26 protein-coding genes and 2 pseudogenes are annotated in these 24,773 nt (G+C 62.4%); 21 read left to right on the top strand and 7 right to left on the bottom strand.

The features are described from left to right. Positions 1-41: 41 nt before the first annotated feature. From BPNPMPFG_RS05190 to BPNPMPFG_RS05165, 6 genes are all read left to right on the top strand, one after another. The gene (locus tag BPNPMPFG_RS05190) at positions 42-749 is read left to right on the top strand and encodes a metal-dependent hydrolase (RefSeq protein WP_258593653.1); all 708 of its coding nucleotides are present in this window, start codon (positions 42-44) and stop codon (positions 747-749) included. Positions 750-773: 24 nt separating this feature from the next. Then, complete coding sequence (locus tag BPNPMPFG_RS05185) at positions 774-1,190, top strand: hypothetical protein (RefSeq protein WP_258593651.1); 417 nt, start codon at positions 774-776, stop codon at positions 1,188-1,190. A gap of 123 nt (positions 1,191-1,313) precedes the next feature. Next, entirely contained in the window at positions 1,314-1,601 is a 288-nt protein-coding gene (gene gatC / locus BPNPMPFG_RS05180) for an Asp-tRNA(Asn)/Glu-tRNA(Gln) amidotransferase subunit GatC (RefSeq protein WP_258593649.1), read from the top strand. Positions 1,602-1,608: 7 nt separating this feature from the next. Next, positions 1,609-2,064, top strand: coding sequence for a GNAT family N-acetyltransferase (locus BPNPMPFG_RS05175; RefSeq protein WP_258593645.1), 456 nt, complete (start codon positions 1,609-1,611; stop codon positions 2,062-2,064). Further along, a complete protein-coding gene (locus BPNPMPFG_RS05170; protein WP_258593640.1) occupies positions 2,064-3,629 on the top strand; it encodes an amidase in 1,566 nt (521 codons plus the stop codon). The genes BPNPMPFG_RS05175 and BPNPMPFG_RS05170 overlap by 1 nt, the downstream gene beginning before the upstream one ends. Before the next feature lie 120 nt (positions 3,630-3,749). After that, positions 3,750-4,547 carry a YdcF family protein gene (locus tag BPNPMPFG_RS05165; protein WP_258593638.1) on the top strand — a complete coding sequence of 266 codons (798 nt, stop codon included), beginning with the start codon at positions 3,750-3,752 and terminating at the stop codon, positions 4,545-4,547. Here BPNPMPFG_RS05165 and BPNPMPFG_RS05160 read toward each other — a convergent pair. Next, positions 4,496-5,239 (bottom strand): DUF599 domain-containing protein, encoded by a 744-nt coding sequence (locus BPNPMPFG_RS05160; protein WP_258593637.1) that lies wholly within the window; start codon positions 5,237-5,239, stop codon positions 4,496-4,498. The genes BPNPMPFG_RS05165 and BPNPMPFG_RS05160 overlap by 52 nt on opposite strands. A 181-nt stretch (positions 5,240-5,420) precedes the next feature. Here BPNPMPFG_RS05160 and BPNPMPFG_RS05155 point away from each other — a divergent pair, with 181 nt between their 5' ends. The 3 genes from BPNPMPFG_RS05155 to BPNPMPFG_RS05145 all read left to right on the top strand — a co-directional run bounded on the left by BPNPMPFG_RS05155 (position 5,421) and on the right by BPNPMPFG_RS05145 (position 8,379). Beyond that, positions 5,421-6,824, top strand: a complete 1,404-nt coding sequence (locus BPNPMPFG_RS05155; protein ID WP_258593635.1) for an L-serine ammonia-lyase — start codon at positions 5,421-5,423, stop codon at positions 6,822-6,824. Positions 6,825-6,912: 88 nt separating this feature from the next. After that, positions 6,913-7,350 carry a DUF1489 family protein gene (locus tag BPNPMPFG_RS05150; protein WP_258593634.1) on the top strand — a complete coding sequence of 146 codons (438 nt, stop codon included), beginning with the start codon at positions 6,913-6,915 and terminating at the stop codon, positions 7,348-7,350. A 327-nt stretch (positions 7,351-7,677) separates the two neighbouring features. Next, the gene (locus BPNPMPFG_RS05145) at positions 7,678-8,379 is read left to right on the top strand and encodes a DnaJ domain-containing protein (RefSeq protein ID WP_258593632.1); all 702 of its coding nucleotides are present in this window, start codon (positions 7,678-7,680) and stop codon (positions 8,377-8,379) included. A gap of 46 nt (positions 8,380-8,425) precedes the next feature. On the opposite strand, the gene BPNPMPFG_RS05140 is transcribed toward BPNPMPFG_RS05145, so the two are convergent. After that, positions 8,426-9,856: an SPOR domain-containing protein gene (locus BPNPMPFG_RS05140; protein WP_258593630.1), complete on the bottom strand. Its 1,431-nt coding sequence runs from the start codon at positions 9,854-9,856 to the stop codon at positions 8,426-8,428. Positions 9,857-10,139: 283 nt separating this feature from the next. Here BPNPMPFG_RS05140 and BPNPMPFG_RS05135 point away from each other — a divergent pair, with 283 nt between their 5' ends. From BPNPMPFG_RS05135 to clpA, 3 genes are all read left to right on the top strand, one after another. Beyond that, complete coding sequence (locus BPNPMPFG_RS05135) at positions 10,140-10,469, top strand: phasin family protein (protein ID WP_258593629.1); 330 nt, start codon at positions 10,140-10,142, stop codon at positions 10,467-10,469. A gap of 278 nt (positions 10,470-10,747) precedes the next feature. Beyond that, the gene (clpS, locus tag BPNPMPFG_RS05130) at positions 10,748-11,077 is read left to right on the top strand and encodes an ATP-dependent Clp protease adapter ClpS (protein WP_167508540.1); all 330 of its coding nucleotides are present in this window, start codon (positions 10,748-10,750) and stop codon (positions 11,075-11,077) included. Positions 11,078-11,083: 6 nt separating this feature from the next. Continuing rightward, positions 11,084-13,552: an ATP-dependent Clp protease ATP-binding subunit ClpA gene (clpA, locus tag BPNPMPFG_RS05125; RefSeq protein ID WP_258593627.1), complete on the top strand. Its 2,469-nt coding sequence runs from the start codon at positions 11,084-11,086 to the stop codon at positions 13,550-13,552. 85 nt (positions 13,553-13,637) lie between these two features. Here the strand turns inward: clpA and BPNPMPFG_RS05120 are convergent, their stop codons facing one another. From BPNPMPFG_RS05120 to BPNPMPFG_RS05105, 4 genes are all read right to left on the bottom strand, one after another. Next, positions 13,638-14,069, bottom strand: coding sequence for an HIT family protein (locus BPNPMPFG_RS05120; RefSeq protein WP_258593626.1), 432 nt, complete (start codon positions 14,067-14,069; stop codon positions 13,638-13,640). Positions 14,070-14,161: 92 nt separating this feature from the next. Then, positions 14,162-15,376, bottom strand: coding sequence for a GNAT family N-acetyltransferase (locus tag BPNPMPFG_RS05115; RefSeq protein ID WP_258593625.1), 1,215 nt, complete (start codon positions 15,374-15,376; stop codon positions 14,162-14,164). Between the two features lie 56 nt (positions 15,377-15,432). Beyond that, on the bottom strand, positions 15,433-16,161 hold the full coding sequence (locus tag BPNPMPFG_RS05110; protein WP_258593624.1) for a glycerophosphodiester phosphodiesterase: 729 nt from the start codon (positions 16,159-16,161) through the stop codon (positions 15,433-15,435). A 14-nt stretch (positions 16,162-16,175) separates the two neighbouring features. After that, a complete protein-coding gene (locus BPNPMPFG_RS05105; protein ID WP_258593620.1) occupies positions 16,176-16,640 on the bottom strand; it encodes a RidA family protein in 465 nt (154 codons plus the stop codon). A gap of 138 nt (positions 16,641-16,778) precedes the next feature. On the opposite strand from BPNPMPFG_RS05105, the gene BPNPMPFG_RS05100 reads away from it, so the two are divergent. The 6 genes from BPNPMPFG_RS05100 (at position 16,779) to tsf (ending at position 21,984) form a co-directional block, all read left to right on the top strand. Further along, positions 16,779-17,609 carry a cell envelope integrity EipB family protein gene (locus BPNPMPFG_RS05100; RefSeq protein WP_258593618.1) on the top strand — a complete coding sequence of 277 codons (831 nt, stop codon included), beginning with the start codon at positions 16,779-16,781 and terminating at the stop codon, positions 17,607-17,609. A 114-nt stretch (positions 17,610-17,723) separates the two neighbouring features. Continuing rightward, positions 17,724-19,022, top strand: coding sequence for a lysophospholipid acyltransferase family protein (locus tag BPNPMPFG_RS05095; protein ID WP_258593616.1), 1,299 nt, complete (start codon positions 17,724-17,726; stop codon positions 19,020-19,022). An 83-nt stretch (positions 19,023-19,105) separates the two neighbouring features. Beyond that, positions 19,106-19,384, top strand: coding sequence for a DUF4031 domain-containing protein (locus BPNPMPFG_RS05090; protein ID WP_258593614.1), 279 nt, complete (start codon positions 19,106-19,108; stop codon positions 19,382-19,384). Then, positions 19,381-19,992 (top strand): LysE family translocator, encoded by a 612-nt coding sequence (locus tag BPNPMPFG_RS05085; protein ID WP_258593613.1) that lies wholly within the window; start codon positions 19,381-19,383, stop codon positions 19,990-19,992. Before BPNPMPFG_RS05090 ends, BPNPMPFG_RS05085 begins: the two co-directional genes overlap by 4 nt. 176 nt (positions 19,993-20,168) lie before the next feature. Beyond that, positions 20,169-20,951 carry a 30S ribosomal protein S2 gene (gene rpsB, locus BPNPMPFG_RS05080; RefSeq protein WP_023777441.1) on the top strand — a complete coding sequence of 261 codons (783 nt, stop codon included), beginning with the start codon at positions 20,169-20,171 and terminating at the stop codon, positions 20,949-20,951. Positions 20,952-21,060: 109 nt separating this feature from the next. After that, complete coding sequence (gene tsf / locus BPNPMPFG_RS05075) at positions 21,061-21,984, top strand: translation elongation factor Ts (protein ID WP_258593605.1); 924 nt, start codon at positions 21,061-21,063, stop codon at positions 21,982-21,984. Positions 21,985-22,001: 17 nt separating this feature from the next. On the opposite strand, the pseudogene BPNPMPFG_RS05070 reads toward tsf, so the two are convergent. Then, positions 22,002-22,667, bottom strand: a pseudogene (locus BPNPMPFG_RS05070) (LysR substrate-binding domain-containing protein); the annotation flags it as partial. 76 nt (positions 22,668-22,743) lie between these two features. Here BPNPMPFG_RS05070 and BPNPMPFG_RS43105 point away from each other — a divergent pair. From BPNPMPFG_RS43105 to BPNPMPFG_RS05055, 3 genes and pseudogenes are all read left to right on the top strand, one after another. After that, positions 22,744-22,944 (top strand): annotated as a pseudogene (locus tag BPNPMPFG_RS43105) (helix-turn-helix domain-containing protein); the annotation flags it as partial. 113 nt (positions 22,945-23,057) lie between these two features. Then, positions 23,058-23,585, top strand: a complete 528-nt coding sequence (locus tag BPNPMPFG_RS05060) for a nuclear transport factor 2 family protein (RefSeq protein WP_258593603.1) — start codon at positions 23,058-23,060, stop codon at positions 23,583-23,585. 34 nt (positions 23,586-23,619) lie between these two features. Next, positions 23,620-24,729: an aldo/keto reductase gene (locus BPNPMPFG_RS05055; RefSeq protein WP_258593602.1), complete on the top strand. Its 1,110-nt coding sequence runs from the start codon at positions 23,620-23,622 to the stop codon at positions 24,727-24,729. The last annotated feature ends 44 nt before the right edge of the window (positions 24,730-24,773 follow it).

The following is a 24,773-nucleotide window of genomic DNA, read 5'->3' as shown; positions in this document are numbered from 1 at the left end:
CGTTCTATCCTGAGGCAAGGCAAAAATCGAGGAATGCATTCATGAAACTGACCTGGTACGGCCACTCGGCCTTCCGCATCGAAACCGCTGACGCCAAGATTCTCATCGATCCCTACCTGATCGGCAATCCGTCTTGGACGGGCGGCTGGGAGGGGCCGGCCGAGGGGATCACGCATGTACTGCTGACGCACGGTCACTCAGACCACATCAGCGGCGCGGTGGAAGTGCTCGGCAAAAGCGGCGCCCAGCTGGTCGCCAATTTCGAAATCTGCATGTACCTGGTCGGCAAGGGCGTCAGCGACAAGAAGATCAATCCCGGCAACATCGGCGGTACCGTCGATTGCGGCGGCTTCACCACCACTTTCGTCCAGGCGCTGCATTCATCCTCGTTCCCGGGCGAGGGCGGCCAGAACACCTATCTCGGCAATCCGGGCGGTCTCGTCCTGCATTTCCCGGAAGACAGGACGCTCTATCACATGGGAGACACCGACATCTTTTCCGACATGGCGCTGATCAACGAGTTGCATGAACCGAAGGTCGGCATCGTGCCGATCGGCGACCGCTTCACGATGGGCGGTGCGGTGGCCGCGCTCGCCTGCCGTCGCTTCTTCAAGTTCGAGACCGTCATCCCCTGTCACTTCGGCACGTTTCCGATCATCGATCCGACCGCCGAAAAATTCGAGGCCGGCCTGGAAGGATCCGGCGTGACGGTGGCGTTGCCGAAGATCGGCGAGACGATTACGATTTAGAAGCGGCTAAAGCGGAATGAAACCATGGCTTTGAGGCGATCTCTTTGCGTGTCCATGTTTTTCGCGGCATCGCCCGCGCTCGCCGCGGATGATTTCATCGAAGGCGTCTATTTGCAGTCCGAGGAGCTTTGCACACAGGCCAGGAAGGCCACGCTGCAGACGCTGATCGACGCCGGCAACATAGTGCTTTCGGCGCACGGCCTGCAGGGCGTCGAATACAATTGCGAGTTCGTTCAGATCAGCAAGGCGACAGCTTCGCCAAGCTGGGCGGTGACGGCGATCTGCCAGGAGCCCGGTTACGTCTTTCCCGATGTCCTCTCGATAACGCGGACGGGGCCAACGCAACTCGATCTCGTCTCGGTCCGGCCCATCGACAATGAAAGCGAAGCGAGCGGCAACAGCGGCAGCTATTATCTGTGCGAGGGCGTTGCCCTGCCATAGACAGTATCTCGTCCGTGGACCGACGGCAGAGCGGGGCTGCACGGTCCGCTCTCTCGCATGATCCATGTTGCGCCGCGCGCGCGGCGCCGCTATAGCCCGAACTGGTTTTCCCCGAGGCAAAACATGTCCGTTGATGTCAAGACAGTGAAGCGCGTCGCGCGTCTCGCCCGCATTGCGGTGAGCGAGGAAGATGCCGAACGCATGACCGGCGAGCTGAACGCCATTTTGGGCTTCGTCGAGCAGTTGAACGAGGTCGACGTTTCCGGCGTCGAGCCGATGACCTCGGTAACGCCGATGGGCATGAAAAAGCGCCAGGACATCGTCACCGACGGCAACAAGGCGGCCGACATCGTCGCCAATGCACCGGCGACCGAAGAGAATTTCTTCCTCGTGCCGAAGGTCGTGGAGTAGCGCGCCGATGGCCATCGAGATCGCCATTGAAACGCCGCTGCAGGACGATGTGCGCGGACTGGTCGAGGAACTCAATGAAACGCTGCTCGAGCTGACGCCACCTGAGCACTGCTACCATTTGACGGTCGAGCAGATGGCTGGCGATGACACGACCGTCTTCATCGCTCGCGACGACGGCCTAGCCATCGGCTGCGGCGCGCTGAAGCGCCATGACGTTGCCATCGGCGAGGTCAAGCGCATGTACACGCGGCCCTCGCATCGCGGCCGCAAGATTGGCGCGATGATCGTCGAGCGGGTCGAGGCGCTGGCGCGCAACGAGGGGCTGAAGCGCCTGGTGCTGGAGACGGGCGATCGTCATCCGGCGGCGTGGGCCGTCTACGAACGCGCCGGGTTTTCGCGCTGCGGCCCGGTGCTGGATTATCCCGATTCCGAGTGGTCGGTGTTTTACGAAAAGAGCCTTTGATGAGCGACCTGACCCAGCTGACGATCTCGCAGGCCCGCGCCAAGCTGCGCGGCAAGGACATCACCGCGGCCGAGATCACCGAGGCCTATCTCGCGGCCATCGATCGCGCCAATCCGGCGCTCAATGCCTATGTCGCGGTCACTGGCGACAAGGCGCGCGACATGGCCAAGGCTTCCGACGCAAAGCTGGCGAAGGGCGAGGGCGGTGCGCTGGAAGGCATCCCGCTCGGCATCAAGGACCTCTTCGGCACCGAAGGCGTCCATACCCAGGCCTGCAGCCATGTGCTCGATGGGTTCAAGCCGCGCTACGAATCGACCGTTACCGCCAATCTTTGGGCCGATGGCGCGGTCATGCTGGGCAAGCTCAACATGGACGAGTTCGCCATGGGCTCGTCCAACGAGACGTCCTACTACGGCCCGGTCATCAACCCGTGGCGGCGCTCGCGCCTCGACACGGTGGTGATGCCGACAACGCATCAGGGCGACGGCGGCTTCGTCTCGGCCGGCGGCACCAAGACCGCGCGCAGCCTGGACAATGCGCAGCTGGTGCCGGGCGGTTCTTCCGGCGGATCGGCGACCGCGGTCTCGGCCTTCCTGTGCGCCGGCGCGACCGCGACGGATACTGGCGGCTCGATCCGCCAGCCGGCCGCCTTCACCGGCACCGTCGGCATCAAGCCGACCTATGGCCGCTGCTCGCGCTGGGGCATCGTCGCCTTCGCCTCGTCGCTCGACCAGGCCGGGCCGATCGCCCGCGACGTGCGTGATGCCGCGATCCTGTTGAAGTCGATGGCCTCCGTCGATCCGAAGGACACGACCTCGGTCGACCGGCCGGTGCCGGACTATGAGGCGGCGATCGGCAAGCCGATCAAGGGCATGAAGGTCGGCATTCCCAAGGAATACCGCGTCGACGGCATGCCCGAAGAGATCGAGGCGCTGTGGCAGAAGGGCATTGCCTGGCTGAAGGACGCCGGCGCCGAGATCGTCGACATTTCCCTGCCGCACACCAAATACGCGCTGCCGGCCTACTACATCGTGGCGCCCGCCGAGGCTTCATCCAACCTTGCCCGCTACGATGGCGTCCGCTACGGGCTGCGCGTGCCGGGCAAGGACATCGTCGATATGTATGAGAAGACCCGCGCCGCCGGTTTCGGCCGCGAGGTCAAGCGCCGCATCATGATCGGCACCTACGTGCTGTCGGCCGGCTACTATGACGCCTACTATCTGCAGGCGCAGAAGGTGCGCAATCTGATCAAGCGCGACTTTGAGAGTGTCTTCGCCGCCGGCGTCGATGTCATCCTGACCCCGGCGACGCCGTCCGCCGCCTTCGGCATCGCGGACGAGGACATGGCCGCCGATCCGGTCAAGATGTACCTGAACGACATCTTCACCGTCACCGTGAACATGGCCGGCCTGCCGGGCATCTCTGTGCCCGCCGGGCTCGACGCCAAGGGCCTGCCGCTCGGCCTGCAGCTGATCGGCCGGCCGTTCGATGAGGAAACCCTGTTTCAGACCGCTGCCGTTATCGAGCAGGCCGCCGGCACATTTCAGCCGGAAAAGTGGTGGTAAGGATGTCGCTCGTCTAGCGCATGACCCCGAAAATCGGAATCGATTTATCATGCGCAAAATCAAAGTGTTACAGCGTCCTTTGCGCGTCCAAGAACGCGCGGCGCTGTAATGGGGTGAGCGATGTTCTTCTATCTTTCCAAGATCTTCTGGTTCTTCATCCAGCCGCTCAACCTGGCTATTTTCTTGCTGCTGGCCGGGCTGCTTGCCGCAATGATCGGCCGACGGCGGCTGGCTGCCACCGGCAGCGTGCTGGCGTTCCTCATCCTCGCACTTTCGGCCTGGACGTCGCTCGGGGCGATGATCATCGGTCCTCTGGAAGAGCGCTTTCCACGTCCGTTAGCACCGGACCATGTTGCTGGCATTGTCGTGCTTGGCGGCGGCATGGAAGGGCGGATCAATTTGGCGCGAGGCGGCTATGAGTTGAGCGCCGCCGGTGATCGTTTTGTCGAGACGGCGGTGTTGGCTCGACGCTATCCCGACGCGAAGGTGGTGGTTTCAGGCGGTGCCGGGGAACTCATTCTCGAAGGCGAGGGCGATGCCGCCACGGCCCAGCGTCTTCTGACAGCGCTTGGGGTGGCAGCCGATCGGCTGATCCTGGAAAACAAGTCCCGCAATACTTACGAGAATGCCGTCTTCACCAGGGAGCTAGTGTCGCCAAAACCTGGCGAAACATGGCTCTTGGTAACATCGGCCTTCCATATGCCGCGCGCCAAAGCGCTCTTCGACAAGGCCGGTTTCCCAACCGTTCCCTGGCCGGTCGACTATCGCACTTCCGGCAAGGAAGGCGTCAGCTTGTTTGCCGACAATCCGCTCGACGCGCTGGAAACGACCACGGTGGCGGCCAAAGAATGGACAGGGCTTTTCGCCTACTGGCTGCCGGGCCGGATCGACCGGCCCTTTCCAGGGCCTGGCGGCTGACCGATCACCGCCTGCCTAGCCGCCGAGAAGAATTGGCGCCGCACCAGCACCGCCAGCAGCAACAGCGTCGACAGCACGAACACCGTCGGGTCGACGAACCAGCCGAGATAGCCGATCGAGAAGAACACGCCGCGCAGGCCGGAATTGAAATGCTTGCCGGCGAGCATGTTCATCCGCGCCGCACGCCAGACCGCCGTTTCGGTGACCGGATTGCGCGAGGCTTCGCCATGCGGGATCGGCACGGCGCCGATCAGGATCGTGCAATAGTTGAACAGCCGGTAGGCCCAGCCGAATTTGAAGAAGGAAAACGCCAGGATCAGCACCAATCCGAACACCTTTATCTGAAAGGCCGCGCGCGACGGGGCGCCGCCCAGGGGCAGGTCGCTGAGCACTTCAAGAACCCGGTCGGACGCGCCGAGCAAGGCAAAGCAGCCGCCAATCGCAATCAGCGAACTGGAGGCGAAAAAGGCGGTTCCCTGTTGCAGGCCGCTCATGATGGCGGTGTCGACGATGCGGATTTCGCGTTCGGCCATGGTCCGCATCCAGGCCTCGCGTTGCGCATTCATCGCCGTCGTCAGCGATACGCGGCTGACCAGCTTGCCGTCGGAGGCGAGCGTGTGCGCCAGCCATGCGACGAGGAAGAACGCCAACGCCGCGAGATCGGCTGTCGAAAGATGGAGGGAATCGCCCATGGGCAGAATTTATCACATTCAGGGCGAGCGCTTCGATGTTCGCCATGGAGCGATCGACAATCAATGTCGCTGCGGGAGCAAACAAGGTCGGCAGGTGCTGCGCCGCGATTTCCAAAAGAGCGGAAACATCAGCGCAGTTCCTATATGTAGTCCTTGATCTCTCTCCCGGAGACGACAGCGCGTGTTCCTTTCGGTTTTCGACCTGTTCAAGATCGGCATCGGCCCGTCGAGTTCGCACACGATGGGGCCGATGACCGCGGCTGCCCGCTTCCTGGAGGAAATCCTCAGTGGTGATTGGCCGCGCCCCGCCGGCGCCCAGGTGGACCGCGTTGGCGCCAGCCTGCACGGCTCGCTCGCCTATACCGGCATTGGCCATGGCTCGGATCGCGCCGTCATCCTCGGCCTTGCCGGCCTGACGCCACAGACAGTCGATCCAGATCAGGCCGACGGCATCGCCGCGCGCATTTCGAGCGAAAAACGGCTCTCGCCTCCCGGCCATCCATCCTATCGCTTCGACCCGGCCACCGATCTGGTGCTGGACAGGAAAACACCGCTCACCGGCCACGCCAACGGCATGGCATTCTACGCCTATGATGCCGGCGGCCGCCTGCTGCTCAAGCGCATCTACTATTCGATCGGCGGCGGCTTCGTGGTTTCGGACGAAGAGCTGCAGCGGATGAAGGCCAAGGGCTCGGTGACGACCGAGGGCAAGAAGGTGCCCTATCCCTTCAAGAACGCCGTCGAGATGCTGGCCATGGCCGGCAAAAGCGGGCTTTCCATCGCCGACATGAAGCGCGTCAACGAAGAGACGCAAATGTCGCGCGAGGCGCTCGACGCCGGCCTCGACGGCATCTGGAGCGCCATGAAGGGCTGCATCGATCGCGGCCTGTCGCAGGACGGCATCATGCCGGGCGGGCTGAAGGTGCGCCGGCGCGCGCGCATGCTGCATGACAAGCTGCAGGAGCAGTGGCAGCAGAACAAGCCCAATCCTTTGCTCGCCAATGACTGGCTGTCGATCTACGCCATGGCGGTCAACGAGGAAAATGCCGCCGGCGGCCGCGTCGTCACCGCGCCGACCAATGGCGCTGCCGGCACATTGCCAGCAGTGCTGCGCTACTGGCTGCATTTCCATCCCGAGGCCGATCAGCCGAGCATTCGCGATTTCCTGCTGACGGCGGCTGCCGTCGGCGGCATCATCAAGACCAACGCCTCGATCTCGGGCGCCGAGGTCGGCTGTCAGGGCGAGGTCGGGTCGGCGTCGGCGATGGCCGCGGCCGGCCTGTGCGCGGTCATGGGCGGCACCCCCGAACAGGTCGAGAACGCCGCCGAGATCGCGCTCGAACACCATCTCGGCATGACCTGCGATCCGGTCGGCGGGCTGGTTCAGGTGCCGTGCATCGAGCGCAATGCGCTCGGCGCGGTCAAGGCGGTGACGGCCGCTTCACTGGCCATCAAGGGCGACGGCATCCATTTCGTGCCGCTCGATGCGGCGATCGAGACCATGCGCCAGACCGGCCTCGACATGAACGAAAAATACAAGGAAACCAGCCTTGGCGGACTGGCCGTCAATGTCGTGGAGTGCTGAGAGACCAGGCCTGGTATCTGAGTGCTGGCACTGTGGAGAAGTCGATCAGGCCGTTGACGCATCCGCACACGGGTCTAAACCTTAAGCGATGTCTCTCAACCTGCTAAAACTCTGTGTCGGCTGCGACAGCGTCGAGGATCTCGAAGAGTGGATCGCCTTCCGCCTCGACGAGCGGCGGCGCGCCGGCGAACCGATCGAGCACTATCACACCACGCGCATGATGCCGACGCGCGGCGCGGAGGTCACCGATGGCGGTTCGCTCTACTGGGTGATCAAGGGCATTGTGCAATGCCGCCAGCTGATCACCGAGATCCGGCCATTCACCGACGACGAAGGCATCGGCCGTTGCCATCTGATTCTCGACCCGCAAGTCGTGCGCACCGACTGGCAGCCGCGCCGGGCCTTTCAGGGCTGGCGCTATCTGAAACCGTCGGACGCGCCGGCCGATCTCGGCAAGGGCAACGCCGGGCTGATCGAGATGCCGCCGAAGCTCAGGCGCGAGCTTGCCGATCTCGGCTTGCTTTAGGTCGTCACGCGGGAGCGCTTGTCTGCGCTGGTTGCAGCAGCCTGCTGGCCCTCAATCTTGCGCCGTACTGGACTTGCAAGCGACGCGACAACGCCACATCTTGAAATTCATGAGCGACGAGAACCTGCCGGGATCGACAAAGGCCATTGTTGCGCCGGACGAGCCTGACGGTGTCGCTGGCTGGGCCCGACCGTATGGCCTTGCTGCCATGCGGTGCGGGAAAGGTCATCATTTCGGCGCAGAAAAAGTGTCTTGGGAAGCAGAAAAAGTGTCTAGGGAATTCGCGCGGCTGTCCGAAGCGACAAGGGATCCGCGGGGCGGTGGGAAATGTTAGGCGCAATTATCGTTCTGGTCGCATTGGTTCTGGTGCTGCTGAGCGTGGCCACGGCGTTCTTGCGCGCCGATCCGGCCAGGCTGGCAAGCGGAATGACAACGCTGGGGCCGATGCTGCTGGCGCTGGTGGGCGGCGCCGTGCTTCTGGTCGGGCGTGATGGGATCGGCGGCATCATCCTGTTCGCGGCAATTGCATGGTACGGCGCCATGCGCGCCAGCCGGCCGGATACGAGGCCGGCGCCCGGAAAACGGTCAACCGTGCGGACGGCAGCGCTCGAAATGGAACTCGATCACGATACGGGCGGCCTCGAAGGACTTGTGCTGGCTGGCCGCCACGAAGGCAAGATGCTTGGCGCGATGGGGCTGGCTGAAATACAGCATCTCTACCGCGAACTCTCTAGCGATCCGGAGAGCCGGCAGTTGCTAGAGACGTATCTTGACGGCAGATTTCCCGTCTGGCGCAAAAACGCTGAGACGAACGGTGGCGAAGGGCTGGGTGTTGCGCCAGGTCCGGGCGCCATGACTAAGGAGGAGGCCTACAAGGTCCTTGGTCTTGAAGCGGGGGCCGCCGCGGCGGATGTCCGCAAGGCGCACCGCCGCCTGATGCAGCGCCTGCACCCCGATGTCGGCGGTACGTCTTTCCTGGCGGCGCGAATCAACGAAGCCAAGGACGTCTTGCTCTCCAATCACAACTAGTTCTCCTTCGACGCAGAATTTTTCCGGGAGATTGTTCCACGCCGTCCTACTGCTGGACGGCGTAGCACTCGATGTTCTTCTTCTTCAAAGCGGTGCAGGCCTTCCAGGCGGCGGTCCTCGAACCAAAGCCACCGAAACGGGCGCGGTAGTAGGTGACGCCGTCCTTGTCGAAGGCGACGGTGAAGCCGGACGCGTCGGCCAGCACTTTGGGCGCCTGCTTGGTGGTCTTGTCGAGGAAGGCCTGGGCTTCCGACTGCTTCGGCGACGAGGCGACCTGGATGGCCCAGCCTGATGGCACCGACGCGGTCGACGCCGTGTTGACAGGGTCGACCGTCGGCGTCGGTTCGGTATAGGCCGCCACGACCTGGGCTGTTGCAACCTGTGGCGCCGATACGATAACGGTCTTGACCTTCTTGGTCTTGACGACGGGGGCAGCCTCTTCGCTCTGCGCGGTGCTGTCTTCCGCGACAGTGGCGTCCTCGGCAACGGTGGCATCGTCTTGGGTCGCATCGTCCTGCGCCACCACTGGCTTGTCGTCCGGCGTCGGCGCGTCGTGCTTGGGCAACAACACCTTGGCAAGGGCGGTGACCGGGTTGCCGCCGCCGGCCTTGGCGACCAGATCGCCACCGCCGCGAGTCGATGCCCGCGGCATATAGGTGTTGATCAACGTGGCCATCTGGTTGTCGCGGCTACCGCCCGACGTGCCGCCCATGACCACGCCGACGATGCGGCGATTGCCGTCGGAAACCGACGAGACGAGGTTGAAGCCGGAGGCGCGGGTGTAGCCGGTCTTGATGCCGTCGACGCCCTTGATGCGTCCCAGCAGCCGGTTGTGACCGTTGATGCGCTGACGCCCATAGAGAAAGGAGCGCTGCGAGAAATAGCCGTAGTACTGGGGGAAATGTTCCCGCAGAGCGATGCCGAGCGTCGCCATATCGCGCGCGGTGGTGAACTGGCCGGGATTGGGCAGGCCGTTGGCGTTGCGGAAAACGGTGCCGTTCATGCCGAGCGCCCGCGCCTTGGCTGTCATCATGCGGGCGAAATTGGTTTCATTGCCGCCGAGCATTTCGCCCAGCGCGGTCGCCGAGTCGTTCGCCGACTTGGTGACCATCGACAGGATCGCGGTTTCGACCGTGACCGAACCGCCTGCCTTCACGCCGAGTTTCGTCGGCGGCTCGGCCGCGGCGTTGGCCGAAAACACAACTTGCGAATTCCTGCTGATCTTGCCCTTCGTCAGCGCCTCGAAGGTCAGGTAAAGCGTCATCATCTTGGTCAGCGAAGCCGGATAGCGCCTGCCATCGGCATCCGCCGAGTAGAGCACCTTGCCGGTCTTGGCGTCGATGACGATGGCCGCCGGCCGCGCCGCAAATGACGAGGCGACGTCACCGCAGGCGAATGTCAACGCCAAGGCGAGGATCATGACCGCTTTGAGGGGGGAGGTGGATTTGGAAACGATGCCCAACAACGCCTTACGCACTGGTACTTCCCTTGAATTCTTCGTTGCGTTGGAGGCGGCAAAGGGTTCTGCCTCACTTGCGGCCAAGCTAGCGGGGCAGCGTTACCAATCCGTTTATGGTAACCGCCGCGTTCACCATTTTCTTCGGGCTTGAAACTCACTTTATTTGATTTTTAGCCATTGCCTGCGCAGGCGGCCCCGCGCGCAGGTGAAATATTGACTTTTGTGCGGCGCACAATATATTAGCGTGCATTGCACAAGAGCGCCCCGAAGAAGGACGCTTCAACCCAAGGGAATGCGTGAAATGACCCAGACCTATGAGGACTTCAGCAAATACGGCAAAGAGTTTGCCGACACCGGATTGAAGAGCTTCGCTTCGCTCTCCAAGGGCGCGCAGGCGATCGCCACCGAGGCTGGCGAATACACCAAGAAGAGCTTTGAGGCCGGCAGCGCCGCCGTCGAGAAGATGTTTTCGGCCAAGTCGCTGGAAAAGGCGATCGAGATCCAGTCCGACTACACCAAGCAGTCCTACGAGGCGTTCGTCGCCGAGGCCACCAAGATTGGCGATCTCTATGCCGAACTCGCCAAGGAAGCCTACAAGCCGTTCGAATCGATCGTTGCCAAGGCGAAGTAATTTCGCCTGAACTGATCCAGATCTGGCCCTTTGGGCCCGGGATAAAACCCGGTCGCGGAAATGCGGCCGGGTTTTTTCATGTCAATTTCCGCTTGGTGGCCTCGCGCCGCTTCACGATTGCGAAAATCGGCCAAGTTTGGTCACCTAGCCATATTGTCAGCTAAACAGAAGGGCTTAAAATCGTCCATCGAAGACCTACATGTCGAACGTGCATGAGGATTCGAAAGAGGCAGGAATACGTGACGATCGGTTTGACTGCCACGGGACGCGTGGCGCGGATGCAAAACGGCGACGGCGACGGCAATGGGGCCGGCCGTGGGACCGCCGTCATCACGCGCACCAAAACAAAGACCAAGAAGCCCAGCCTCTACCGGGTCCTCATCCTCAACGACGACTACACGCCCATGGAGTTCGTGGTTCACGTGCTGGAGCGTTTTTTCCAGAAGGACCGCGAAGCCGCCACACGCATCATGCTCCATGTTCACAATCATGGAGTGGGCGAGTGCGGGGTCTATACATTCGAGGTGGCCGAGACCAAAGTGTCTCAGGTCATGGATTTCGCCCGACAGAATCAGCATCCGCTGCAATGCGTGATGGAGAAGAAGTGAGGTAACATGCCGGCTTTCTCCCAAGGCCTGGAAAAGGCGCTTCACCAGGCGCTGACGCTCGCCAATGAGCGGCACCATGAATATGCAACCCTTGAACATTTGCTGCTCGCGCTCATCGACGACACCGAGGCGGCCGCTGTCATGCGCGCCTGCAATGTCGACCTCGAAGAGCTGAAGCACACGGTTCTCACCTATATCGACACCGAGCTCGACAATCTGGTCACCGGCTACGACGAGGACTCCAAGCCGACCGCCGGCTTCCAGCGCGTCATCCAGCGCGCGGTGATCCATGTGCAGTCGTCGGGCCGCGAGGAGGTGTCGGGCGCCAACGTGCTCGTCGCCATCTTCGCCGAGCGCGAGAGCCATGCCGCCTATTTCCTGCAGGAACAGCAGATGACCCGCTACGACGCGGTCAACTACATCTCGCACGGCATTGCCAAGCGTCCGGGCGCGTCGGAGACACGCTCGCCGCGCGGCGCCGATGATGAGCAGGGCGGCCAGAACGGTGCCGAGCCGCAAGAGGAAGGCGGCAAGAAGAAGCAGCAGCAGGACGCGCTGACCGCTTATTGCGTCAACCTCAACAACAAGGCCAAGGCCGGCAAGATCGACCCGCTGATCGGCCGCGAGTTGGAGATCAACCGCACCATCCAGGTGCTGTGCCGCCGCTCCAAGAACAACCCGCTCTACGTCGGTGATCCCGGCGTCGGCAAGACGGCGATCGCCGAGGGCCTCGCCAAGCGCATCGTCGAGGGCGACGTTCCCGAAGTGCTGCACAACGCCACCATCTTCGCGCTCGACATGGGCACGCTGCTCGCCGGCACGCGCTATCGCGGCGATTTCGAGGAACGGCTGAAGCAGGTCGTCAAGGAGCTCGAGGATTATCCGGGTGCCGTGCTGTTCATCGACGAGATCCATACGGTGATCGGGGCAGGAGCGACTTCGGGCGGCGCCATGGACGCGTCGAACCTGTTGAAGCCTGCCTTGTCGTCGGGTGCGATCCGCTGCATCGGCTCGACCACCTACAAGGAATTCCGCCAGTTCTTCGAGAAGGATCGTGCCCTGGTGCGGCGCTTCCAGAAGATCGACGTCAACGAGCCGACCATCGAGGACGCCATCGAGATCATGAAGGGCCTCAAGCCCTACTATGAGGAGTTCCACAAGGTGAAGTTCACCAACGAGGCGATCAAGGCCTCGGTGGAGCTGTCGGCGCGCTACATCAACGACCGCAAGCTGCCGGACAAGGCGATCGACGTGATCGACGAGACCGGCGCCTCGCAGATGCTGGTGCCGGAAGCCAAGCGCAAGAAGACGATCGGCATCAAGGAGATCGAAGCGACGATCGCCACCATGGCCCGCATCCCGCCGAAGACGGTTTCGGCCGACGACGAGAAGGTGCTGCAGGGCCTCGATATCGAGTTGAAGCGTGTCGTCTATGGCCAGGACACGGCCATCAGCGCGCTGACCTCGGCGATCAAGCTGGCACGTGCCGGCCTGCGCGAACCGGAGAAGCCGATCGGCTCCTACCTGTTCTCGGGTCCGACCGGCGTCGGCAAGACCGAAGTGGCCAAGCAATTGGCTGCATCGCTCGGCGTCGAGCTGATCCGCTTCGACATGTCGGAATACATGGAACGCCACACCGTCTCGCGGCTGATCGGCGCCCCTCCCGGCTATGTCGGCTTCGACCAGGGCGGTCTGTTGACCGACGGCGTCGACCAGCATCCGCACTGCGTGTTGCTGCTGGACGAAGTCGAGAAGGCGCATCCGGATCTGTTCAACATCCTGTTGCAGGTGATGGACCACGGCAAGCTGACCGACCACAACGGCAAGCAGATCGACTTCCGCAATGTGATCCTGATCATGACCACCAATGCGGGTGCGTCGGATGCGCAGCGCGCGGCAATCGGCTTCGGCTCGACCAAGCGCGAAGGCGACGATGTCGAGGCGATCAACCGGCTGTTCACGCCGGAATTCCGCAACCGTCTCGATGCGATCATCCCGTTCGGTTCGTTGCCGGTGCCGGTTATCCATCAGGTGGTGCAGAAGTTCGTCATGCAGCTCGAGGCCCAGCTTTCCGAGCGCGGCGTCACCTTCGACCTGTCGCCGGAAGCCATCTCCTGGCTCGCCGACAAGGGCTATGACGAACGCATGGGCGCGCGGCCGCTCGGCCGGGTCATCCAGGAGCACATCAAGAAGCCGTTGGCCGACGAGGTGCTTTTCGGCAAGCTCAAGAAGGGCGGCACGGTGCGCGTCACCGTCGAGAAGAAGGAAACCGGCGAGACCGGGCTGAAGCTCGAATCGCTCGCCGACGAGGCGCCGGTGAAGCCGAAGAAGGAAGAGCCGGAAGAAACGCCGAAGCCGACAAAGGTCGTGGCGAAAAAGCCCGCCGCCAAGAAGCTGGTGGCGCAGAAGCCCGAAGCCAAGGGCAAGGACGGCGGCAAGCGCAGCCTCGTGCCGCAATTGCCCAGAAAGAACTGACCCCTATGAAAGTCGAAAAAGCCCCGGAAACGGGGCTTTTTTTCATTGGAAGAGTTTTTTGCGGGTCGTAAAGCGACGTGCGGCCTCAGCTCTGCAGCGCCGCCCGTATCTTTTCGGCGTTCCCGGCCAGCACGTCCGGCTTCTCCATCCCGCCCGTGTGCGGCTTCAGCGGGATGCCGTCGAAGCGCGGGATGACATGCACATGCAGATGATAGACGGTCTGCCCGGAGGCCGGCTCATTGAACTGCATGATGGTGACGCCGTCGGCGCCGAAGCCTTGTTTGACGGCCCGCGCCACTTTCTGAACGACCGTGAAAAGCGGGCCGAATGTTGATGGATCGGCGTCGAGCAGGTTGCGCGACGGCGCCTTCGGCACCACCAGCGTATGGCCCGGCCCCTGCGGCATCACATCCATGAAGGCCACGACCGCCTCGTCCTCGTAGACGCGATGCGAGGGGATTTCGCCGCGCAGGATCTTTGCGAAGATGTTGTCGGTGTCATAGGCGGTTTCAGCCATGGCGAACGCTCCGGATTGTGCCTTTCGTGTAGCGAAGCCGTCGAAAGTCGGCAAGACGATCATCGGCCCTGTCTATCAGGGCAGCCTGGTCGCTACTCCTCCAGATCCTTGCGGAACGGGGTGTGCTCTTCCAGGTATTCGCTCATCCGCTCCACCTCGTGCCGCTCACGCTTGAGATAGTCGGCAACGGCGTTGCGCAAGCCGGGGTGCGCAATGTAGTGCGCGGAATGCATGGTCACCGGCTGGTAGCCGCGCGCCAGCTTGTGCTCGCCCTGCGCGCCTGCCTCGACCACTTTCAGCTTGCGCTCGATGGCGAAGTCGATCGCCTGATGGTAGCAGACCTCGAAATGCAGGAAGGGATGGTCCTCGACGCAGCCCCAGTTGCGGCCATAGAGGGCGTCGGAGCCGATGAAATTGATGGCGCCGGCAATATAGCGCCCGTTGCGCCTGGCCATCACCAGCAGGATGTCGTCGGCCATGCGTTCGCCGATCAGCGAGAAGAATTTTCGGTTGAGATAGGGCCGGCCCCATTTGCGGCTGCCGGTGTCCATGTAGAAGGCGAAGAAGTCGTCCCAGGCCTTTTCGGTGAGGTCCTTGCCGGTCAGCCGATCGATCGAAATGCCGTTGGCCAGCGCCTCGCGCCTTTCCTTCTTCATCGCCTTGCGCTTGCGCGAGGCAAGGGTGGCGAGGAAGTCGTCGTAGCTTGAAAAGCCTTCGTTGAAGAAATGAAATTGCTGGTCGGTGCGATGCAGGAACCCTGCCGCTTCCAGAACCTCCACGTCACTCTCTTGCGCGAAGGTGACATGCGCGGAAGAGACACCGAGTTTTTGCGTGACCGCCTTCAGGCCCGCCGCCAGCCCGGCCTTGACGGTGCCGATATCCTCGCCCTTCGTGACCAGCAGGCGAGGGCCGGTGACGGGCGTGAACGGTACCGCGCATTGCAGTTTGGGGTAGTAGCGCCCGCCGGCGCGCTCGAAGGCATCCGACCAGCCGTGATCGAACACATATTCGCCCTGGCTGTGCGATTTGAGATAGCACGGCACCGCGCCGAGCAGCCTGCCTTGCGCGGTCTCCAGCCGCAAATGATGGCCTTGCCAGCCGGTGCGCCGCACGGCGCAGCCGGACTCTTCGAGCGCGCTCAGAAAAGCGAATGAAACGAGTGGGTTGTAGCCGTTTTCCGTGTCGCCGCGCGTGGTCCCACCGAGACTGTTCCACTCCTCCGGCGTGAAAGCGCCGATGCCAGCGGCGACGCGGATCAAATAGTCCGCATTCGCCGTCTGCCCATCGCCGTCGTCGCCCTGATGCATGAGGCTTATTTAAGCTCCGTCCGGTCTGGTACAAGTCACGTTTCAGACACCCGGCCTCAGGCGACTTTGACCAGGTCGGGTTCGAACCCTTCGAACGTCATCTGGTCGGCATATCTATAGGTCAGGTCCACTGCGGGCTGGTCATGCACCGTCCAGGTGATGACCGGCATTTTCAGTTTTTCACGCACAAAACTGACGAACCGGTTCGGCAGGTCGCCGGCGGCATAGGAGGTGAAGGCGAGCTCGTGCGCCAGCATGGCGAAATGTGCCTCGATCAGCTTGACGTCCTTGCCGTAGGCGGTCAGTCCGGCCGGAATGCCGGGCGCGTGTTTGGCAAAATCGCGGATCAGCCAGTGGTCGAAAGACATGATCGCCGCGTTGCCCTTGTAACGTTTGAGCATCTTGCCGACGCTCGCCACGAGGCCTTCATCGCGACCCGGGATCCCTTTCAACTCCACGACCATCGGCACACGGCCATCGACCAGGTCGAGCGCTTCCTGCAGCGTCGGCAGATGATCCGATGTGCCACCGATCTTGAGCGTCGTGAGCTCCGCCGCGCTGCGTTGCCAGGCGAAACCGTCCTGACCGGTCAGCCTTCGCAGGTCATCGTCATGGATGATCACGGGAACGCCGTCCGACGACAGGTGCACGTCGCATTCGATGGCGTAGCCGCGCTCGGCGGCAGCAGTGAAGGCGGAAAGCGTGTTTTCCCAGCGCGTCTTGTTCATGTCGTGGAAGCCGCGATGGGCGACGGGCCGGGCGGTCAGCCAGGAGAGGTCGGTCATGGTTGTCCCCTGGCTCACTCGACTTCGAAGATCGCTTCGATTTCCACTGCGGCATTAAGCGGCAGGGAGGCGGTGCCGACGGCGGAGCGGGCATGCTTGCCGCGCTCGCCAAGGGCTGCAACCAGGAAATCGGAGGCGCCGTTGGCAACCAGATGCTGCTCGACAAAATCCGGTGTCGAAGCGACGAAGACGGTGATCTTCACAAGACGGCGAATCTTCTCGAGGTCGCCGAGTGCGGCCTTGGCCTGCGCCAGGATGTTGATCGCGCAGTACTTCGCCGCATCCTTGCCGGTCGCGGTGTCGACGTCGCGGCCAAGCAGGCCGCTCGCCTGCAGCTTGCCATCCCTAAGCGGCAACTGCCCGGCGGTGAACAGCAGGTTGCCGGTCCTGCTATACGGCACATAGTTGGCGGCGGGCGCGGCAGCGACGGGAAGCGTCACGCCCAGATCGCTTAGCCGCTTTTCGATTGTTTCACTCATGGTATTTCCCTATTGCTTGGACTGGCCGCGCTGGCCGGGCCGAAATTGCTATTTTTGCCTCGCTTCCGCCACGACTTTTTTTAAGCTGGACCATCTTTCCCTGCGGCCTGCCATCAGCCGCGACGATCGGAGTACCTCATGCGCGCAGCGCGCCTTGCAATCCCTGCCGTTCTGTTGTCGGCGGTCTTCTCGATAGGCCCTGCCTTTGCCGTGCCGGCGCTGCAAGCCCATCGCGCCGTTTACGACCTCACCCTCAAGAAGGCTTCCGATCAGTCCGGCATCACAGGCATATCCGGCCGCATGGTCTATGAGTTCAACGGCTCGGCCTGCGAGGGCTATACGGTGAAGTTCCGCTTCGTCACCCAGATCGCCACCACTGATAACACGAGGCTGACGGACCAGCAGACGACCACGTTCGAAGATGCCGAAGGCAAGACCTTTTCGTTCGTGACGAAATCCTTCGTCGACCAGAACCTCGACAAGGAGGTCAAGGGCGTCGCCACGAAAGAGACCAAGGGGCTGAAGGTCGATATCGACAAGCCCGAAAAGAACAGCCTCGAACTGGCCGCGACCCAGTTTCCGACCCAGCATCTGGTCGAACTGATCGGCAAGGCCGAGAAGGGCGAGAATTTTTACGAAACCAATCTCTTCGACGGTTCAGAGGACGCCAACAAGGTGATGACCACCACCGTTGTCGTCGGCAAGAAAACCAATGCCGACAAGGCCGATCCGGAGGCTCCGGCACTGGCGAAGCTTGCCACCGACAAATACTGGCCGGTCGACATCGCCTATTTCGACGACACCAACAAGACAGGCGAAGAGGTGCCGGAATACCGGATCAGCTTCAAGCTGCATGAGAACGGCATCACCCGCGATCTCGTCATGGACTATGGCGACTTCTCGATGACGGGCAAGCTGGTCAATCTTTCGCTGTTCGACCAGACGAAGCCTTGCCCAGTGTCGAAATAGTGCTGTCGCTGCCGTTCGATTAACCACGACATGGTGTTGTCGCGGCGAATGACTTGAACGCGCCGCAATCACCTTTCAACTTTCTCCCAGCGTCCAGGCGCAAAGGGGAGCAATTTGAGCAGGATCGATGTCTTCGTGGCGCCGCGGCCCAATGCGGCGCTGATCAACATCATGACATCGGTCAATCGGATCGTCATGCTGCGGGGCATACCGGGCTTGCGCGACCTCTTGCCGTTCAACCGCGTGGCCGGGTTGCGTGGCGTCGCCAATGTCCGTCACATCGACTTTCCCCGCGCCGATCTCGAGCGGCTGAGGGCCAGTTGCGGGGCGGGGAAGGCGACCTTCATCACGCCCAATCATCCCGAGTTCTTCACCGACTGGATGATCGACAAGGAAATCGTGTCGCAGGTCAGCCCGCTTGCCGCGTCGTGGGCGACGAACGGTGTCGTCAACGGCCTTGGCCGGCTGATGCAGAAATTCTGGCTGGCCAACAATCTGATCGCCCAGATCCCCGGCAACAGCGGGGCAGCCAAGGAACATTCCATCGCCTGGGCATTGAAGGGCCATGGCGTGCTGCTGCATCCCGAAGGCGGCGTCGGCTGGCATGCCAACATCGTGGCGCCGTTGCTGCCAGGCGCGGTCGAGATGGGGTTGGAAGCCTTGAAACGTGGCCGCGCGGCGAATCCCGATTTCAAGGTCTGGATCGCTCCCGTCGTCTGGAAACTGGCCTTCACCGGGAATGTCGAAGCGGCGCTGGTGCAGGAATGCGCCTATGTCGAGAAAAGCCTGAAAGTAGAACGCCAGGCGACCGATACGCTGCCGCAGCGCGTCCACCATGTCTATTCGACGCTGCTGGCCCGCGACGAGGCCGTCTGGGGTGTCCCATCGGGCGAAGGCGCGTCCTATGCCGATCGCCAGCAGATATTGGTCGCTGAACTCGGTCGCCGGCTCGGTGAGAGCATCGCGGTCGATGCCGCCGTCACCGACACCACCGAACTTCTGCGGCGAGCACGTCGCTGGCAGCGCGAAAACACCGGCGATGCCGAAGGGCAAAAAAAGGTTCGGACATTGGCCGACACGGTTCAGAGGCTGCAACGCGTCGGATCCTGGGCCTCGGCCAACCCGCGTATCACCCAGGAGGAGCTCGCCGAGCACCTGAAGCGTATCCGCAAAGACTATTGCCGAGGCGGACTGCGCGACACGATGAACCGGTTCATTCCGCAGCCGGCCGGTCCGCGTTGCGCCCACATCCGGGTGCCGGAGGCCATTGGCCTGCATGAGTATGCCGGTTCGATCAGCGATGCGGTTGCCGAGCTGCATCGTCGCATGCAGGACACGGTGACCAGCGCCGTGGCCGGGCTTGCTGCCAATGGCGGCTTCATTTTCTATCCGAATCCATTCTATCGTCGCTGACATCCAGACCGGCCATGTGGCCGGCCGCCAATTGGTTGCTAAGAATGGCGGTTGCGAAGAATGGAAGGCAGACAGCAAGTTTTATGGCAGTCTATGTCGACGCAGCGATCTGGAACTGGGCCGGCCATCGCTGGTGCCATCTGATGGCCGACGATACCGATGAGTTGCATCGCTTTGCCGCACAACTCGGTATCAAGCGCTCATCCTACCAGGGGCCGCCCAAGACATCGGCGCCGCATTATGACATAACCGGCTTCGAGCGCGACCGCGCGGTGCGGCTTGGCGCCATCGAATGCAGCCGCGAGGAGATCGTCGCGATCTTCCGGCGGGTGCGGGTGCCCAACGGAAAGGTTCGGCGATGACACCAACGGCATTTCTGGCTTATTGCGCCGCGATCACGCTTGCAGCCGCAACGCCAGGACCGGCGATGTTCGCGGTCATCACCAATGGCGTATCGCGCGGGTTCCTGCGTGCGTTCATGGCCGGAGTTGGCGTCGCCGCCGGCGATGCCGTGCTGGTCACCCTGGCGCTGCTCGGACTGGTGGCGTTGGCCCAGACTTTCGAATGGGTTTTTCTGCTGCTGAAATATGCGGGCGCTGCCTATCTGGTCTTTCTCGGCATCAGGATGTGGCGCGCTGCCGCCACGCAATCGGATGAACCGCAGGCGTCGCAGGCGAGATTGTCACGATCGTTCTTCCTCGGCGCATCCATTGCGCTGGGCAATCCGAAGGCGATCCTGTTCCATGCCTCGATCATGCCGCTGATCTTGAACCTCAACACCATGACCCTTGCCGACGGCCTGCTGGTGGTCGCGGTCGTGATCAGCGTCAACATCATCACCATGGGTCTCTATGCTGCACTTGCCGGGCGGGCTTCGGGCTGGTTCAGGACGCCGAGACGCATGCGGCTGATGAACAGGTTTGCCGGCAGCGCCATGATCGGCACCGGAGCGCTGATTGCCGCACGCTGAGCGGTGAAACGGCACACGGCTTGCGTTTGTCGCGCATCCCCTCTATATGCGCGCTCATTCCACACACGGACTTTGGTGTCTGCCCGGGAGAAATCCGGCTGAAACCTCCGGTGGCGTTCGAGGACAAAGTCCAAAAATGCCTGTGTCCGTGGAGGCTAACCGGAAAGGAAATAAGAATGGCTCTGCCTGATTTCAGCATGCGCCAGCTTTTGGAAGCTGGCATTCACTTCGGCCACCAGACCCACCGCTGGAACCCGAAGATGGCGCCCTACATCTATGGCGCCCGCAACAACATCCACATCATCGACCTCTCGCAGACGGTGCCTTTGCTGCACCAGGCGCTGAAGCAGGTTTCCGACACCGTTGCCAAGGGCGGCCGCGTGCTGTTCGTCGGCACCAAGCGCCAGGCGTCCGACATCGTCGCCGACGCGGCACAGCGCTCGGCGCAGTACTATGTCAATTCGCGTTGGCTCGGCGGCATGCTGACCAACTGGAAGACGATCTCGAACTCGATCCAGCGCCTGCGCAAGCTCGACGAGATGCTGGCCGGCGAGGCCCAGGGCCTGACCAAGAAGGAGCGCCTCAACCTCGACCGCGAGCGCGAGAAGCTCGACAAGGCGCTGGGCGGCATCAAGGACATGGGCTCGACCCCCGACCTGATGTTCGTGATCGACACCAACAAGGAAGCGATCGCCATCCTCGAGGCCAAGCGTCTCGGCATCCCGGTCGTCGCCATCATCGATTCGAACTGCGATCCGGACAAGATCGACTTCCCGATCCCCGGCAATGACGACGCGGCGCGCGCCATCCAGCTCTATTGCGATCTGATCGCCAAGGCTGCGATCGACGGCATCGCCCGTCAGCAGGGCGCGCTCGGCGTCGACATCGGCGCTTCGGTCGAAGCTCCTGTCGAGCCCGCGCTCGATCCGGCCCCGGCATCGGAAGCTCCCGAAGCTTGACAATCGGAGGCCGGTTGCGGCCTTCATCTTTCTCATATTTTGGCACGCTAAACAGACGCATCATCGAGGTTCGATGGTGCGTCGGTGCATTCTAGACAAAGAGGCGACAATGAGCATTTCGGCTGCACAGGTCAAAGAACTCCGCGACTTGACCGGCGCGGGCATGATGGATTGCAAGGCGGCGTTGAACGAGACCAACGGCAACATGGAAGAGGCCATCGACTGGCTGCGCAAGAAGGGCATTTCGAAGGCCGACAAGAAGGCCGGCCGTACCGCGGCCGAGGGCCTGATCGGCGTCGATTCCGGCGTCCGTGAAGCTGCCGTCGTCGAAGTCAACTCCGAGACCGACTTCGTTGCCCGCAACGAGCAGTTCCAAGAACTCGTGCGCAACGTCGCCAAGGTCGCGCTCGCCTATGGCGGCAAGACCGAGGTGGTCGCGGCCGCCAAATATCCAGGCAGCGACAAGTCCGTCACCGAAGTGATCAAGGACGCCGTCGGCACGATCGGCGAGAACATCAGCTTCCGCCGCTCCGCCAAGCTCACCGTCGAGCACGGCGCTGTTGCTACCTACGTCCACAACGCGGTTGCCGATGGCCTTGGCAAGCTCGGCGTGCTGGTCGCGATCGAAACCACCGGCAATGCGCAGGCAGCCAACGCCTTCGCCCGTCAGGTCGCCATGCATGTCGCCGCCACCAATCCGATGGCGCTGACCGCGGAGCAGATCGATCCGGCGGCCGTCGAGCGCGAGAAGGCGATCTTCGCCGACCAGGCGCGCCAGTCCGGCAAGCCGGAAGCGATCATCGAGAAGATGGTCGAGGGCCGTCTGCGCAAGTTCTATGAAGAGGTCGTGCTTCTCAAGCAGGCTTTCGTGCTCAATCCCGACATCACTGTCGAGAAGGCGCTGAAGGATGCCGAGAAGGACATCGGGGCGCCGGCCACGATCACCGCCTATCTGCGATTCGCACTGGGTGAGGGCATCGAGAAGGAAGAGACCGATTTCGCGGCGGAAGTCGCAGCGGCGGTCAAGAAGTAAGATTGCCTGCGGGCGATCTATCCTTTTGATGAGGTTTTTTGGCCGGGTGTCCGCAGGGATGCCCGGCCGATTTCGTTTGCGGTGTCGATGAAGGCCCTGAGTTTGGGGGCCATCGCTGCCCGGCGCGGGAAATAGAGAAACAATCCCGGCTCCTCGATCGCCGTCTGCGGCAGGATCTGAACGAGACGGCCGGCGGCGAGATCCGCACGCACCAGCGGCTCGAACACATAGGCGAGTCCGACCCCTGCAAGTGCAAGGTCGATCGCCGCGAGCGAATCCGTGACGATAGCAGTCCCACGCGTCTCCACCACGACATCCTTGCCGCCTTCGCTCAAGTCCCAACGATAGAGTGCACCGGAGCGAATGAGCCGGTAGCCAATGCAGTTGTGGTTCGCGAGATCGGCCACGTCGCGCGGACGGCCATGCAGCCCAATATAGGCGGGGGAAGCAACGATCACGGCATGAAATGGCGGCGTTAGCCGGACCGTGATCATGTCCTGCGCGATCATCTCGCCCAGTCGGATGCCAGCGTCGAAGCCTTCCTCGACGATATCGACGAGGCTTTGGTCGGTGAACAACTCTACCGTGACGTCAGGATAGCGCTCGGCCATCGCCGCGACCACAAGCGTCAGCGCCAGAGGGATGGCGATGTTGGAAACATTGATCTTGAGCAGGCCGACGCGCAGCGTTTCGCTGACTGAAGCGGGCAAGGCCTTGGTGGAGACGGCTGCCCCTGCCCTTCGGGATATCGCGGAGCGGATGGATCGGATCCGCAGTATCAAGGGACGGCCTTCCGCGCATCTGCCGGTAATCGTTGCCGTTGCGCGGCGCGGCGGCTTCGCGCTTGCGGCGGCCGAACTCGGCATGAGTCCTTCCGCGGTCAGTCACGCGGTGCGGCTGGTGGAAGAGCGCATCGGTCAGCCGTTGTTCGCGCGCACGTGAGCAGGTCTCGATCCATTCATGAGCAATATCGCATGGTCTTTGCGAACAATGCAATCTTATCGATGCCAAGACGCAGGTCCACATTCTCGCCAACACATCGGCGGCAGGCTGATGCACGAAGGAGGAAAGACATGAACGCGTTGAAGCACGTCACTTTCGCGGCAGGCATGGCGCTGGCGCCGGTTGATGCCGGCGGGGCAGAACCATACGACTGGCAGGCGCTCGCCGACGAGCGGGCAGTCATCCGCATCGCCGATGCCATCGACCGCGCTGTCGATGCGCAGGATTGGAGTGTCGCCCGCAGCTATTTCGCGGATCGGGTTACCGCCGATTTCAGCAGCCTATCCGGGCAGCCTGCGGCCAACATCGCCTCCGACGATCTGATCGGCGCCTGGGCTGGCAACCTTAGGGGTAGCAAGACAAGCTTGCATCTGCGCACCAATCATCAGGTCGTCATCGAGGCCGAGACTGCGACCGTCCTTTCCAACGGCTATGCCTGGAACCAGATGGAAGGCAATGGCGATCCGCTTTGGGAGGTCTGGGGCACCTATGAGCATCATCTGACCCGTTCTGCCGCCGGCTGGAAGGTCGATGGCTTCACGTTCCGCATGACGCATGAGCGCGGCAACCTCTGGGTCAAGACCACCCCCGGCCAGTGATGCTGCATCAATCGGACCAAGACAGGAAAACACCATGACGATGACTTACTACACGCTCGGCAACAGCGGTCTGCGCGTCAGCCGATTGGCGCTCGGCACGATGACCTTCGGCACTGAATGGGGCTGGGGCGCCGACAGGGACACCGCCCGCGCAATGTTCGATGCGTATGTCGAGGCTGGTGGCAACTTCTTTGATACCGCCGACCTGTATACCGACGGCACCAGTGAGACATGGCTCGGCGAATTCGTTGCCGAGCGCGGGTTGCGCGACAAGGCGGTGATCGCCACCAAATTCACCATGAACTCGCACCCCGGAAACCCAAACGCCGGCGGCAATGGCCGCAAGAACATAATGCGCGCCGTGGACGCGTCGCTGAAGCGGCTGGGGACGGACTACATCGATCTCTATCTGCTGCATGTGTGGGACAGGCTGACGCCGGCCGAGGAGGTCCTGCGCACGCTGGACGACCTGGTTGGCGTGGGAAAGGTGCGCCATATCGGCCTGTCCGACGTGCCGGCCTGGTATGCCGGACGGGCGCAGGCAATCGCCGAATTGCGCGGTTACGAGCCGATCTCCGCGCTGCAGCTCGAATATTCGCTCGCTGAGCGGGCCATCGAGCACGAATTCGTGCCCCTCGGCACTCGCCACGGCGCCGGCATCATGGTCTGGAGTCCGCTGGCCAGCGGCCTGCTCAGTGGCAAATACCGGCCGACACAGGTTGGAAATGCCGGCCGGCTCGATGGTTTCCGCAACACGACTCATCCGGGCTTCCAGAAGTTCAGCGAACGCAACTGGGCGATCGTGGCTGAGCTTGAAAAAGTGGCCGCTGAACTCGGCCACAGCATGGCTCAAGTCGCGCTCAATTGGGTGGCGACGCAGCCCGGAGTCGCCACCGTCATCCTTGGCGCGACGAAGCTCTCCCAGTTACAGAGCAATCTCGCCTCGCTCGATTTCTCTATTCCCACTGATCTTCGACGTCGGCTGAATTCGGTGAGTAGCGCGCCGGCGCCTTTCCCGCATTCTTATTTCGGGTCTGAGATACAGGTCAGGGTGACCGGCGGTGTCGTGACCGGCGACAAGCCGTCTGGCTATGCACCCCCAGTTGTGGTCGAAGGCGAGGCCGTCAGCATCAGCAGCAATTGACCAAAGAAGCCTGGAATTTTGCACAAGGGCGCGGCGTGACATCG

The organism is Mesorhizobium sp. AR07 (assembly GCF_024746815.1).
GTDB lineage: Bacteria > Pseudomonadota > Alphaproteobacteria > Rhizobiales > Rhizobiaceae > Mesorhizobium.
The sequence above is the reverse complement of the archived record's forward strand: the minus strand, read 5'-3'. Positions and strand labels throughout refer to the sequence as shown.